General features: G+C 49.0%; 14 protein-coding genes. 13 read left to right on the forward strand and 1 reads right to left on the reverse strand.

Going from position 1 to position 14,214, the window contains the following annotated elements; genetic code table 11:
• Positions 1-80: 80 nt before the first annotated feature.
• The 10 genes from ric (at position 81) to cntE (ending at position 10,297) form a co-directional block, all read left to right on the forward strand.
• The gene (gene ric, locus RB297_RS03270) at positions 81-779 is read left to right on the forward strand and encodes an iron-sulfur cluster repair di-iron protein (protein WP_375119721.1); all 699 of its coding nucleotides are present in this window, start codon (positions 81-83) and stop codon (positions 777-779) included.
• A 261-nt stretch (positions 780-1,040) separates the two neighbouring features.
• Positions 1,041-1,922, forward strand: a complete 882-nt coding sequence (locus tag RB297_RS03275; RefSeq protein ID WP_375119722.1) for a histidine racemase CntK family protein — start codon at positions 1,041-1,043, stop codon at positions 1,920-1,922.
• Positions 1,903-2,709 carry a class I SAM-dependent methyltransferase gene (locus RB297_RS03280; protein ID WP_375119723.1) on the forward strand — a complete coding sequence of 269 codons (807 nt, stop codon included), beginning with the start codon at positions 1,903-1,905 and terminating at the stop codon, positions 2,707-2,709. The genes RB297_RS03275 and RB297_RS03280 overlap by 20 nt, the downstream gene beginning before the upstream one ends.
• Before the next feature lie 18 nt (positions 2,710-2,727).
• Positions 2,728-4,023, forward strand: a complete 1,296-nt coding sequence (locus RB297_RS03285; protein ID WP_277748844.1) for an opine metallophore biosynthesis dehydrogenase — start codon at positions 2,728-2,730, stop codon at positions 4,021-4,023.
• A 37-nt stretch (positions 4,024-4,060) separates the two neighbouring features.
• Positions 4,061-5,665, forward strand: coding sequence for a staphylopine-dependent metal ABC transporter substrate-binding lipoprotein (gene cntA / locus RB297_RS03290; protein ID WP_483874346.1), 1,605 nt, complete (start codon positions 4,061-4,063; stop codon positions 5,663-5,665).
• A 32-nt stretch (positions 5,666-5,697) separates the two neighbouring features.
• Positions 5,698-6,630, forward strand: coding sequence for a nickel/cobalt ABC transporter permease (gene opp1B, locus RB297_RS03295; RefSeq protein ID WP_213578432.1), 933 nt, complete (start codon positions 5,698-5,700; stop codon positions 6,628-6,630).
• A complete protein-coding gene (gene cntC / locus RB297_RS03300) occupies positions 6,630-7,517 on the forward strand; it encodes a staphylopine uptake ABC transporter permease subunit CntC (RefSeq protein ID WP_375119724.1) in 888 nt (295 codons plus the stop codon). The genes opp1B and cntC overlap by 1 nt, the downstream gene beginning before the upstream one ends.
• Complete coding sequence (gene cntD, locus RB297_RS03305) at positions 7,495-8,304, forward strand: staphylopine uptake ABC transporter ATP-binding protein CntD (protein WP_375119725.1); 810 nt, start codon at positions 7,495-7,497, stop codon at positions 8,302-8,304. The genes cntC and cntD overlap by 23 nt, the downstream gene beginning before the upstream one ends.
• 1 nt (position 8,305) lies before the next feature.
• Positions 8,306-9,052, forward strand: coding sequence for an ABC transporter ATP-binding protein (locus RB297_RS03310; protein WP_375119726.1), 747 nt, complete (start codon positions 8,306-8,308; stop codon positions 9,050-9,052).
• Between the two features lie 30 nt (positions 9,053-9,082).
• Positions 9,083-10,297 (forward strand): staphylopine family metallophore export MFS transporter CntE, encoded by a 1,215-nt coding sequence (gene cntE / locus RB297_RS03315; protein WP_375119727.1) that lies wholly within the window; start codon positions 9,083-9,085, stop codon positions 10,295-10,297.
• Positions 10,298-10,408: 111 nt separating this feature from the next.
• Here the strand turns inward: cntE and RB297_RS03320 are convergent, their stop codons facing one another.
• The gene (locus tag RB297_RS03320) at positions 10,409-11,356 is read right to left on the reverse strand and encodes a ketopantoate reductase family protein (RefSeq protein WP_375119728.1); all 948 of its coding nucleotides are present in this window, start codon (positions 11,354-11,356) and stop codon (positions 10,409-10,411) included.
• A 241-nt stretch (positions 11,357-11,597) separates the two neighbouring features.
• On the opposite strand from RB297_RS03320, the gene RB297_RS03325 reads away from it, so the two are divergent.
• The 3 genes from RB297_RS03325 (at position 11,598) to RB297_RS03335 (ending at position 14,173) form a co-directional block, all read left to right on the forward strand.
• Positions 11,598-12,167: a TetR/AcrR family transcriptional regulator gene (locus RB297_RS03325; protein WP_375119729.1), complete on the forward strand. Its 570-nt coding sequence runs from the start codon at positions 11,598-11,600 to the stop codon at positions 12,165-12,167.
• 138 nt (positions 12,168-12,305) lie between these two features.
• Complete coding sequence (locus RB297_RS03330; protein ID WP_192572026.1) at positions 12,306-13,019, forward strand: response regulator transcription factor; 714 nt, start codon at positions 12,306-12,308, stop codon at positions 13,017-13,019.
• Positions 13,016-14,173, forward strand: coding sequence for a HAMP domain-containing sensor histidine kinase (locus RB297_RS03335; RefSeq protein ID WP_375119730.1), 1,158 nt, complete (start codon positions 13,016-13,018; stop codon positions 14,171-14,173). The genes RB297_RS03330 and RB297_RS03335 overlap by 4 nt, the downstream gene beginning before the upstream one ends.
• Positions 14,174-14,214 lie beyond the last annotated feature (41 nt).

Below are 14,214 nucleotides of genomic sequence, written 5' to 3' on the forward strand. Positions count from 1 at the left end.
GGGGATCGGAGTTTCATATACTTGAGTTGTAAGAGTGAAAAAGTTCACAAACACGTATTTAGTCTAGGGAGGTTTGAATAATGAGTTCATTCACGCTTCAGAGCCAAGTATCCGACATTGTGACATCCATCCCGCAAACCGCGGATTTATTTCGATCCCTCCGCATCGATTTTTGTTGCGGCGGACAGGTGCCTTTGGAAGAGGCAGCCAAGCAGCGTCATTTGGATCCAGCCGTCGTTCTGGAGCAGGTTCGGTCCGTAGAGAGCAAGTTTGCCGATTACCAGGAAAGCCGTCCCGCTTCATTGAAGGAATCCGAACTGATTGATCACATCCAACAAAAACATCATGCCTTCCTCCGTGATGAATTACCGGCATTAACGCCCTATGTAACGAAATTGGCCCGTGTGCATGGAGAGCATCATCCCGAGCTGCTTCGCGTGCAGGTGCTCTTCTCGGAATTGAAAAAGGAGCTGCTAGAGCATACGAAGGACGAGGACGAACGTGTATTTCCGCTCATCTTGAAATTTGTGGCGGACCCTAGCCACCAAGCGGCAGCAGGGCTTAAGCCGCACGTGTCCGAACTGGAGCATGAACATGCTCATGCCGGCAGCTTGCTGCAGGAGCTGCGGGACGTAACATCCGATTTCGAGCTTCCGGCTGATGCCTGCGGTACGTATCGTCTTGTCTTTCAACGGTTAGCCATGCTTGAAAAGGACACGTTTGAGCATATCCATCTGGAAAACAACATATTGTTTGCGCGGCTGCGACAAGCGGTATAACCTTTCGACAACGTCCCTTCCTCACCGAATGAGGAAGGGATTTTTATTGTTCCAGCCTGTCATCCTACTCAACGATTCGCTGCATTCGGACAATATACGCATAAGTAACTCTTCCGATGATGACGTCGAAAGAGTTTTTTCGTGCAAAAATGTTGACTATTTCAAAAAGGCATGCTATATTCTCATCATTCTAAATCGTAAAAATTACGAATAAAGAATATCAAGCCAACTGGCAATCCATTGGAACAGAGGGAGCCCGTGATGAAGCAGAAGATCGATTTTGTGAAATGCAATCCCACGCAGAACATGACGATTCTCATTAACACCAAGCTTCCGCCCGATGAACATAAACGCGTCGCTGCTAAAATCATGTCGTACGACAATGTTTATGCAGAGCAGGTTGGTTTTATCGAACAATCCAAGATAGATCATGCGGATGCGTTTCTGCGGATGGCAGGAGGTGAATTTTGCGGGAATGCTTGCATGGCCTTAGCGGCATACCTGGCAGAGGTTCAAGGGATGAAACGTCATATAACAACTGAATTTCGACTGGAGGTTTCAGGCGCGGAGCGGTTAGTGTCATGCTATGTAACAAAAAACAAGGAGGATTATTGCTGCCGGGTCAACATGCCGCTTCCGGTGACAATTGATCAAACGGTCCTTCAAGACGGGTGCTCCCTTGTTGACGCGGTTGTCGTTCGATACAACGATTTTGTTCATTTCGTGATTGAAGTGGAGCGTTTCGATGCGCAAATGAACAGCAGCATGTTGGCCATGGCCAAGCACATCGGACCCTCTCTCGATACGAGAATGGTCGGGATCCTGTTATACAACTCCCGCATTAGGGAACTGACTCCGCTCATTTATGTACCGGAGCTTAATAGCGCGGTGTGGGAAAGAGGTTGCGGATCCGGAACGGCTTCCGTAGGCGCCTACTTAGCTTGGAAGCATAAGAGGGATGTCGAGGCTTCCATCAAACAGCCCGGCGGAACGATTCATGTAAAGGCACTATTTGATCAAAACCGGGTGACGCATCTGGAAATCGAAGGGGCCGTTGGCATTGCGGTTCAAGGCATCGCATTCATTGATCTGGATGAAGACCATATCGCGGGGGTGGGAATTCGTGAAACTAACCATGTTTGATCAATCCTTGGCTGATTATTTAACAAGGTTTAAGTACTTCGCAGACCGCTTCGATCATATTTCCCGTCACCGAACCGAGCTGGAACGTCTGGTCGATGATTATTCAACGTTTATCACCGACGAGTCCAACTCCAATATATGGGATGGGCTGGAGCGGCAAGGAACTGGAGGTTTAAACGGGCTTGCGGAGGAATTGAGAGCGTATTCGGCACGCTGCGTAGCGACCCTGGAGAAATATCGCGCATTGAAATTGATCAAGGGAGACACGGGGATCACCGATTATTTCAGGAATATCGAAGAATGCATCGAGAAAGAGTTCGGAAGCTTCCAAGTGACTTCGAAGTCGATCGTACTGCTGGTTGGCTCCGGCGCATTTCCGATGACGGCTCTATTGATCGCCAAGCGAACGGGAGCCGAGGTGATCGGCATCGACATTGACGATGAGGCCATTGGGCTCGGGGTCAAGGTTATCGAGGCATTGGGCCCGGAGCTGAAGATCCGGCTGATAAATACACCAGTAGAAAATCTTGATTACATACAAGAGGTCACCCACATCATTTTCAGTTCAACGGTTGCTGAAAAGTACGACATGTTGGAGCGGTTACATCCATTAACGAACGAAGAGGTCGTTGTGGCCATGAGGCACGGAAACGGTTTGAAGTCTTTATTCAATTACCCCATGAAAGAAACGGATGACGACAAATGGAAACTAGTTGATACGGTATTGCGCCAAAACGATATATTCGACATCGCGTTGTACAAAAAAGGCACCATAACACATGGCTAAACGAAGTGAGGTGTTCTTATGAGAGATATGGAGCGAGTCCTGATATTGGGAACGGGTCCAGCCGCCTTGCAGCTGGCAGTGATCCTTAAGAAAGGGGAGCGTTGTCATTTGGGCATTGCGGGCCGGGAATCGGTCCGTTCCGCGGATTTCTTTGAATCGCTTTCGGCCAGCGGTCAAAGGGTTCGCGTAAGCATCCAAAACGAAAAACATCATGCCTTGGAAGGCGAGTACCGTTTGGACGGCGTATTTCGTGGAATTGAGACGATCGAAGGCCAGTGGGATACCCTGATTTTGGCAGTAACCACCGACGCATATTTGGAAGTCATGCGACAGATCGACCAAGACGTTCTGCGAAAAGTAAACAGCTTGGTGCTGATCTCCCCGACGTTCGGTTCCAACAGCTTGGTAACCGGTTATATCGGGCAATTGAATCCGGGTGCGGAAGTCATAAGCTTTTCTACATATATCGGGGACACCAGATGGGTGGATGACCGGGTTTCCAATCATGTCATAACGACGGGGGTCAAGAAAAAAGTCTATATCGGCTCGACACGGGGCCGCTCAGATCTTGTTGACAGGCTGTGCGGTCTGTATAAGCAATCGGACATTGAAGTGGAATTCATGAGGACGCCCCTGGAGGCAGAAGCGCGAAATATTTCGTTATATGTCCATCCCGCTTTGTTCATGAATGACTTCTCATTAAACGCCATTTTTGACGAATCGGGTACTCGCAAGTATGTCTATAAGCTATTCCCCGAAGGCCCTATTACGCAGGAACTAATCCGCAATATGTTATCCCAGTGGAAAGAAATGATGAACATTTTGGGTCGATTAGGGATGAGAAGCATCAATTTGCTGAAGTTTATGACGGATGATAACTATCCGGTGAGAAATGAGAGTTTATCACGCCGGGATATTGACAGCTTCGAGCACTTGGAAAGCATTCATCAAGAGTATTTATTGTATATCCGTTACGCCTCATTGTTGATCGATCCCTTCTCTGAGCCGGATCCTGAAGGAAAGTACTTTGATTTCTCGGCGGTGCCGATCCGGAGTTTGTTTATCAATCTGGAAGGCTGCCTGGATATCCCGAGAATGCCGAAGGAGGACTATTATCGGATCAAGATCATACAAGGCATCGCCGGCTTCTTAAAGGTGGAATGTCCAACCATCGATCGGTTCATTTCAGCATATGAAAGCAAAATCGTCAGCGTGGCACTTGCTCATAAGGACCGGTCGTTGTCCGGCGCCTTCGCGGTTCAGAGTTTCGGAGAAGAACTGGCCATGATATGCAAGGACCTAACCAATACATGAACGTTAACATAATCAAGTGGGTAACAGGAGGGAAACCGTGAAAAGAAAAACCGTAATCATATGGATGTTTTTATGCACGATGGCGCTTTTGGCAGGCTGCGGAGAGACGAATCAGGAAAACAAATCCGCATCGGCTGTCCAGGAAGAATTAATCTATGCGACAGCAAAAGATATTCATGATATGAACCCCCATTTGTACACGGGGTCCATGCCGGCTCAGGGCATGGTATACGAGTCGCTGGTGGAGAACACGAAGGAGGGCATCAAGCCGCTGCTTGCGGAATCCTGGGACCTTTCCGAAGACGGCCGGACCTATACCTTTCGTTTAAGAAAAGACGTGAAGTTCCATGATGGAGAACCGTTTAATGCCGAAGCGGTCAAATTGAACATCGACGCCGTGCAGCGTAATGCCGAAAAACATGCCTGGATTAAGCTGTCGAGCAAAATCAAAAACGTGAAGGTCGTGGATGAATACACTGTCCAATTGATCTTAAGCGAAGCTTATTACCCAACGCTGGTCGAATTGTCCATGACGCGGCCGTATGTATTCCTATCGCCGAAGGACTTCATTCAAGGGGAAACGAAGGATGGCGTTAACGGCCATAACGGTACAGGTCCTTACAAGTTCACGGAGCATAAAATCGATGAGTATGCCGTTTTTACCGCCAATGAAGAATACTGGAACGGTGCGCCGAAAATCAAGAAAATTACGGCCAAGGTGCTGCCTGCCGGCGAGACGACGTTTCTGGCCATGCAGAAAGGAGAGGTGAACTTCGTATTCACCGATGATCGGGGGGCAGACAGCATCGACGTGCAAGCGATGAATCAACTGGTTGACGCCGGAACCTATCAGCTTGTTCGCAGCGAAGCCATGAATACGAAAATGATAGTCGCTAACAGCAGCAAATCGGACAGCCCGGTAAGCGAAACCGCGGTGCGTGAGGCAATCTGGTATGCAATCGATCGCGAAACGATCAGCAAGGACATATTCGAAGGAACCGAAGCCGAGGCGAACAGGCTGTTCTCCTCCAACGTGAACTATGCGGATGTCGAATTGAAGGAACGCGGCTATGATCCGGGAGCGGCCGAGTTAATCTTGGAACAAGCCGGATGGAAAAAAGGCAGCGGCGACGAGGCCAGGACCAAGTCCGGGCAGCAGCTGACCATGAACTTATATTATGACAGCAATTCATCATCGCAAAAAACACAGGCGGAATACATTCAGCATGCGCTAATGCAGATCGGGATAAAGCTGGATATCATCGGCGAAGAATCGAGTTCCATCGCGAATCGAAGGTCTACGGGCGATTACGAGTTATTGTTTAATCAGACCTGGGGATTGGCGTATGACCCCCAAAGCACCATCGCTGCGTTCACTTCCGAGGCTTCTTATCTGCATACGACCAAAGGGATCGCCGAAGCGGATCATCTCTATGACCGGATACAGCAGGTTATGGTATCGACTGACGAGGAAGCCAGAAAGGCGTTGTATGCCGAGATCATGCGGACGGTTCACGATGAAGCCGTATTTATCCCGATTTCGAGCGGGAGCGTCACGGTTCTCGCACCGAAGAACTTGAAAGGCATTACGTTCAAGCAAACCCAATTTGAGCTGCCTTTTGAACAAATGTATTTCGAATAGGCTGCGTGCTCATCAATCGATAAGGAGTCATTATGGGAAGTTATATAGCTAAACGATTATTGCTGTCCGTTCCGATTCTGCTCATGATTTCATTCTTGACCTTTCTATTGATCAACCTGTCGCCCATGGATCCTGCCGAAGTGGTGCTCCGCGCCCAGGAAGTTCCCGAAATCACGGAGGAACTGATCGCTAAGACGCGTGAGGAGCTGGGACTGAATCAACCGTTCCTGAAGCAATATGCCGACTGGGTGATGGCCTGTCTTCAATTGGATTTCGGAGAGTCCTACGTCACGGGACAATCGGTGTGGTCCTTGATCAGCCCGGCGTTTCTCAACACGTTAAAGCTAACGTTGGTTTCGTCGATCATCATCATCGTCATGTCCGTCGTCTTGGGGGTTGTCTGCGCATTAAACGAAGGTAAAATGCTGGATCGATCGGTAAGAGGCGTTTCCTTCTTTCTGACGGCGATGCCTTCTTATTGGCTGGCTTCGATCATGATCTGGTATTTCTCCGTCCGGCTGGACTTGCTGCCGACCAGCGGCATGGACTCCTATCAAAGCTATATTCTTCCCGTAACGGTCATATCGGTGAGTTATGTCGGCATTTACTTCAGAAACGTAAGAAGCTCCATGCTGGGCCACTTGCATGAAGACTATGTGGTTTATGGGAGAGCTTGCGGTTTGCCCGAGAAGAAGATTACGAAACATATTCTAAGAAATTCGCTGCAAGTCGCCGTATCCATCTTTTGCATGGCGATCCCTATTATACTGGGCAGTACCGTAGTCATTGAAAATGTATTTGCATGGCCGGGACTTGGGCGACTGAGCGTGAAATCCATATTGAGCAGGGACTTTCCGGTCATTCAGGCCTATGTCCTGATACTGGCTGTAGCCTTTGTCTTATTCAACACCTTGTCGGACATGATCAATGCTGCGTTCAATCCGAAATTAAGGAAGGAAATCTGATGAGAGCACTGAAAAATCTGAGCAAAGACAAGCTGGCCAGCCTGTCACTGCTCCTTATTGCCGCAATCGTAATCTTGGGGCTGTTCGCCCCTATATTCGCGCCGCACGATCCGAACCATGTCGATATGAAGCTGCGCTATGCCGGCTCGTCCTGGGCGTATTGGTTCGGCAACGACCATTTGGGGAGATGCATCCTGTCCCGGCTGATTTATGGTATACGTCCCAGTATATTATGGGTTCTGGCCGCCTTGTTGGCATCGGTAGGCGTAGGTGCGGCCGTTGGATTCGTGGCGGGCTACTTCAGAGGCAAAACGGACGCGATTCTGATGAGAATTTGCGATATCATGCTTTCTTTTCCCGGGTATGTCATGACGTTAGCGGTTGTCGGCATTCTGGGTGCAGGCCTTGAGAACATCCTGATTGCCTTTGTTGCCATGAAATGGGCGTGGTTTGCCCGCGTCATCCGAACGTCGGTCCAGCAGTATGCCGAAATGGATTATGTGAAGTTTTCAAAAGCTGCCGGTATCAGCAATCGTAGAATCATTATGAAGCATATCGTTCCCGTAACATTCTCGGATATTGCCGTCATAGCCAGTGGTTCGATGTGTTCCATGATATTGCAAATCTCCGGATTATCCTTCTTGGGGCTGGGCATCAAGGCCCCTCACGCCGAATGGGGAATGATGCTGAATGAAGCGAGAGAGGTTATGTTTTCACATCCCGAGCTGATGTTGGCGCCCGGCTTGGCGATCGTCATTGCCGTATCGGCATTTAATTTTCTGGCGGATGGGCTTCAGGTCGCGCTGGATCCCAAACGAATGAACTCCGGCAAGCAGCCGCGAATTGCAGAGGTGGAGAAACCGAATGTTGAATATGCTAGAGGTTAACCATTTGAGGGTATGGGATGCGAATGAGGGCAAAGAGATCATCCGTGACAGCTCTTTTCGGTTAAAGCCCCAAACCTGCCTGGCAATCGTAGGGGAAAGCGGGAGCGGAAAATCCCTTACGTGCAGATCGATCATCCGATTGCATAAGCCCTGGATTCGTCAATCCGGTGAGATTCTGTTCAAAGGCGAAAATTTGAACCAGCTTACGGATAAAGAAATGAGAAGAAGAAGGGGTAAACAGATTGGGATGATCATGCAGAACGGCATGGGAGCGTTTGATCCATCTTCCGTAGTCGGCGTTCATTTCCAAGAGACGTTAAAAGCGCATTTCGGCTGGAGCAAGAGCCAAGTCGAAACCACGATGAAAAAAGCGATGGAGAGCGTGATGCTCAATCATCCGATCGAAACCATGAATAAGTACCCTTACCAACTATCGGGCGGCATGCTGCAGCGCTTGATGATTGCGCTCACGCTGGTTCTTTCGCCCGACATCGTGATCGCCGACGAGCCGACGACGGCACTCGATACCATCTCGCAGTACGAGGTCGTTGAACAATTCATCCAGCTCCGCGAGCGAATGGGAGGCTCCATGATTTTTGTGTCCCACGACTTGGGGGTCGTGAAGAAGATTGCCGATGAAGTAATGGTCATGAGAAACGGCGTCATTGTAGAAAGCGGGAGCGTTGAAGAGGTATTATCGGCACCGCGGCATCCCTATACGCAGCACCTGGTTTCTACCCGTCTTGAGCTGAGCAGCCATTTCAACGAGATTATGAGGGGGGAGTAACGTGCTGAAGGTAGAGAACGTACATAAATCCTACCGGGTAGGCGGCCTGTTTTCGAGGAAAAAGCAGCAAATTCTGCACGATGTAAGCTTCGAATGCAGAAGCGGCGAGTGCCTTGGCATCATCGGCGAGAGCGGAAGCGGAAAATCTACCCTTGGACGATTGATTTTGGGTATTGAACAACCGGACCAAGGGGCCGTCTTATTCGAAGGAAACGATGTGAGGAATCGTCATGTGCGTTCCGGCAATATGAGTGCCGTTTTTCAGGATTATACGTCTTCGATCAACCCGTTCTATACCGTGAAGGAAGCCATTATGGAGCCCTTAACGGCGCAGGGGCAGGTACGTTCCGACCAAGACGCCCGAGTCGATCGGTTGCTGCATCAGGTCGGGTTGAACGCTTCCTACAAAACGAAATATGCGCATGAGTTATCCGGCGGAGAGGCGCAGAGAGTTTGCATTGCCAGAGCGATTGCCACGGAGCCCAAGTGCATCGTGCTCGACGAGGCGATCAGCTCTTTGGACGTATCCGTACAGATACAAGTCCTCCGCTTATTGAAGGAGCTTAAAGACATCTATCAGATGAGTTACGTTTTCATCACGCACGACATTCAAGCTGCTGCTTATATTTGCGACAGGGTACTTATTTTCAGGAGCGGCAAGGTGGAGGAGACGATCGACGTCAAGCAATTAAAGCATGTTCAGTCGGATTATGCCAAAAAATTATTGGAGCATTTGATTGCGTTCTAACGTTTACACGCAAGCAGGAGGAGAAATATAGTGAGTGGAGCGATGTCTTGGCCGTTTTTGCGTTTATATATGCTGGCCCTGCTTTATTTCAGCGCCAATGCCTTACTCAACGTCATCATTCCGCTTCAAGGAGCCGCATGGGGAGCCAGCAGCACAACCATCGGTCTCGTCATGGGGGCTTACATGCTGACAACGATGTTCTTTCGGCCCTGGGCCGGGCATTTGATCCAAAAGCATGGGCCCGTTAAGGTGCTGCGCCTGGTTCTGTTGGTAAACGGCACTGCCCTGATTCTGTACACTTGTACCGGATTAGGGGGATACCTCATGGCTCGAATTTTGCAAGGCATATGCACGGCTTTTTTTTCGATGGCATTACAGATCGGCATCATTGATGCGCTGCCTGAGAAGGAGCGTTCGCAAGGCATTTCGTTTTATTCATTGTTCACTTATATCCCGGGCGTGATCGGTCCGGTTCTCGCATTAGGCCTCTGGCAGACGGGCGGCATGGATTCATTCACGCTTATTCTTGTTGCGATCGCCATTTGTACAGGTTTATTCGGGTACAGCGTCAAGATGGACAAAGAGAAGGCCCCACCGGAACAAGCGACAAGCCGTTCAGGCGTGTTCCATTCCTTCGGGCAAATCGTCAAGAATCGGTTCCTGTTCCGATGCAGTATCTTGATGCTGTCGGCATCCATCGTATTCGGAGCGGTCACCACGTTTATGCCTTTATACGGCGAGCAGCTGAACAGCGGCAGCGCCGGCATTTACTTGATGCTCCAGGCTGCGGTCGTAGTCGCTTCGCGGTTTGTCCTGAGAAAACGAATTCCGTCCGATGGCAGATGGCATTCATGGTTTATCATGGGTACCATGCTTCTTGTCACCCTGGCTTCGGCATGCATCAGCCTGTCTTTAGAGTTGGGTAGCATGCTGCTGTACGCAGGCGCCATTCTTATGGGCATGGCCCAGGCGCTGCTGTACCCTACGTTAACGACTTATTTGTCATTTGTATTGCCCTCGTCCAACCGCAACGTGTTAATCGGTTTGTTCATTGCGATGGCCGATTTAGGCGTATCCTTGGGCGGGGTCGCGATGGGACCGATCGCCGATTATTTGTCCTACTCCACCATGTATATGATCTGTGCAATGTTAAGCATGATGATGGTTATTTTCGCGTACGAGCGAAAAGGAGGCTTGGCTGCTTCAAACACCAGCCATATCAGGGAGAGTGAAGGGGATGTTTAGCAATGTACGCCTGAAGGTTCATGAATCTCTGCTCGCTGGTTGAGCAGAGATTCTTTTTGAATTACTCTAAAGCTTCTTATACTGGCTACGTGATCGATCCATAGCCATCAACTATGAGCTCTGCCGCTCAGGCAGGGAATATTGTTGAAGCTTATCCCAATGCGGCGTCGCCATATTCGCGCTTTTCTTTAATTCGGCAAAAGCTTGCTGCAGCGCTGTTACCTCGTTGGCCGACACCGCCTTATCACTTAACAGAATTCTGCTGATCGGGATAGACAGCATCATCTTCAATAGAACGTAAAAGAGCTTTCTGTTTTTGCGGGCGAACTGCTTTTGAGCGGCAGGCGTAACCGTGAACCCGTTTTTCTCCAATACTTGATGCCCCTCATCCATAGCATGGATGACAAGATGAAGAAGCTTCCTGTCTTTGGCGGCTCTGCGCAAATTCCCGTTATATGTAGAAGCAATGGAATTCAAAGCCAAGATCATAACATAATGGCTCTTCAGCCACTCATTCATATTGTTTTGGTAGGTCCATGCATATTTGGTGTTTGCCAGAGCCTGATCGATGAACGGCCGCCAAGACAGATCCTCGCCTAAACCTCCGATATTGATTTTGGTTCTTGGGCCGCGCACGCTAATGACAAGGCCGTTCTCTCTCCAGCCGGCGATCGATTGAAAAGCGAAGGCCACATGTTTCGTTACGGGGCTATGGGCTTGCAAGTAGGTTTGCATATCCTGAGGGCTTGCATTGTTGCCCATGATCACGACATGGCGGCTGTGATTCGCAGCCAGTGCAGGCAATACGGCCTCGAAATCCGGATATTTCATCACGACAAAAATAAGGTCATATACATCGTCCGGCTCTAGCTCGCGGATGACCCTCACGTTATGAACCGTAGTTTTGAATTGAAAATAATGACGGATGACATTGCCGTTCTTCTCCAGCTCATCCGCTCTTTGTCCTCTGGCCAGCATCGTGACGTTGTGTCCTACGCGCACCAGCTCGTGGGCTAAATAACTACCCAGAACGCCTGCGCCGTAAACCAATATTCGCATAATAGGTCCCCCATTGTAGATTAAACGCTTGGATCAAAACGAGTTTGCTCAAGCGCATATTGAATGTATTGATCATAGTTTTTAAATAATCGACTTGATATTTAAAAATTACAGCTTGATTCTATATGGATCTTGCTAAGACTGTCAAGAAGTTTTTAAATATTTCTTGTGTAATTTAAAAACTGCACAGGTTATGTTAAACTATGTGTAGTGATGAATGCGGAAGCGAGTGAGGATCTTGATGAACAAATTCGAAGTGAGAACGCAGCAGAAGAAGGATGCGATCGTTCAAGCGGCCTTAAAGCTTTTTAAAGAAAAAGGCTTCGTCCACGTCAGCATCAAAGACATTGCCGAAGAATCCGGAGTGTCGTCCGTATCGCTGTATAACTATTTTGGCAGCAAAGAAGGGGTGGTCAAAGAATGCGCAAACGTTCTGATGCAGAATACCATCCGTATGGCCACGGAGCTGTTAAACCAAGATATCGAGTTTAAAGACAAGTTATCCCGCGTGCTTGCGATCTGCGCCGACCAAGACTATCAATTGCTTTGTACCCCAGGCGCGGTCGAAGATCAGGTGCTGGCTAGCTTATACAGCGAAAGCACCAATAAAATTAGACTGGAGCTTATTCAGGAATTTATTGAGCTGGGGAAGAAGGAAGGGGCAATTCATTCTTCGGTCTCGCTGGAGACCCTGTTGGAATTATTGAATGCCGTCGGGACGCTGCAAGCTTCCTGGGCAAGAGCCGGGAATTATAACGACAAGATGGCTGAACTTAACCAGCTTCTTTTGTTTGGTTTTATCGGACGCTAATGAATCAATAATAAAATGACCTCCGCCGTATCGGGTGAGAGGTTATTTCTGTTGTTTAATAATGCTGACGAGACAACTCAAAAAAGGAAATTAACCTTCCAAGGAGAACCATATACTACTTGAAGGAGGATGCTTTTTATGCCTAGAACCATACTTGTAGTCGATGATGATCCGGATATCGTAGACATGCTGAAACTCTATTTAGACGCAGAAGGATATACGACTTTGGCAGCCTTCGACGGGCTTGCTGCGCTTGAGCATCTCCGAAGCCAACGCGTCGATCTCGCTCTGTTCGATATCATGATGCCGGTCATCGACGGATACCAGCTGCTCCGCACGATTAGACAGGATTATAAAATCCCGGTCATTCTCGTATCGGCCAAAAATCAGGAGCTTGATAAAATCACGGGTCTCAAGCTCGGAGCAGACGATTATGTTTCCAAACCGTTTAGCCCGATGGAAGTAATGGCAAGAATTCAGGCCCAGTTAAGACGGTCCTATGAATTCAATGAGCCGTCGGAACCTGACCCGGTTTCGGTCACCCGCATCGGGGATTTGGTGCTGGATCATCGCGAATATATACTGTATATCCAAGGAAAGCCCATTTCGCTCAGCGCGATCGAATATAAATTGTTAAACCTGTTTATGGGAGAACCGGGGCGCGTATTTACGAAACGTCAAATGTTTGAGCATGCCTGGGACGAGATGTACCTGGCCGACGATAACGCCGTTATGGTGCAGATTAGCAGGCTGCGGGACAAAATCGAGACCAATCCGAGAAACCCCGTTTATATCAAAACCATCCGCGGCCTCGGCTACCGGTTTGCCAAGAAAGATGAGTTAGACACATGAAAACGCCTAATCGTTTACAGCGTTCGCTGATCGGACAATACTTGTATTTCTTTGTTACGATTGCCATCATTGCGGCGTTATCGTTGTTTATATTGAATGCGCAAATCATGAATTATTTTCTCGATTCAACCGGTCAGATAAAGGTGGAGGAGACTCAGAAGGGCCATTCGCCCGCTACGCCAGAGGAGAGCTACAGCGATCAACAAAAGCGCGTATTTTATAAAATGGCTCTTCAGACCCTGCTTCTGTTTCTCGTTTTGTTTGCGATCACCGTGTATGCGTTCGGAAGAAGGACCGCTTCGAGGCTCACGACTCCGCTCAGCTCCATAGCCGACGGCATTCGAAACATTGCCCAAGGTCAATACCGTAAAAGGCTAAACTTCAAAGCAAGCTATGAGCTCGCGCAGATCCAAGACGATTTCAATGATATGGCAGAGCGTCTCGAGCGGATGGAGCGTGAAAAGCAGGAGCTGGAAGAAAGCAAGCAGCGCATGCTGATCGACATCTCCCATGACTTGAAGACACCGTTGACTACCATACGGGGCTATATCGAAGCACTGGAGGCGGGACTCGTGGATACGGAAGAGAGAAGACGACAGGTGTTGCGTTTGATATCCGACAAAGCCAGTCTGATGTCGGAGCTGATTGACGATATCTTTGACCTGTCCAAGCTGGACAGTGCCGATGTTTCTTTTTCCGTTGAATTCTCCGACATTACGGAATTTACGAGGGAAATCGCGGCCGAATATTATGAGGTTTTCGAAGATAAACAGCTTGTTTTCCGTTACGATATTCCCGATCGGGAAATGAGGGTCCCGTTCAACGCGATCTGGTTATACCGGGCGGTTTCCAATATGCTGTCCAATGCATGGAAATACAACCCTCCCGGCACAACCGTGGAATTGAAATTGGTAATCGCAGAGAACGGGGTTGAGATTCACGTTGCGGATGATGGCGCCGGTATCCCGGATGCCCTAAAGGATAGGGTGTTCGAAGCTTTCGTTCGCGGAGACAGGGCACGGACAAGCGATGGCGGCACGGGACTCGGTTTGGCGATTGCCAAACAAGTGGCAGAGAAGCATGGAGGAAAGATCAGGCTTACAACAACAAACGGGCAGACGACATTCATTCTGTTTCTGCCGAGCAATATGTAAGATTTCTGAAAGAATTGAGAAAGTGCACAGAAAGAGTGATC

The organism is Paenibacillus sp. CR_12 (genome assembly GCF_041953985.1).
GTDB classification, from domain to species: Bacteria; Bacillota; Bacilli; order Paenibacillales; family Paenibacillaceae; genus Paenibacillus_AQ; species Paenibacillus_AQ lautus_A.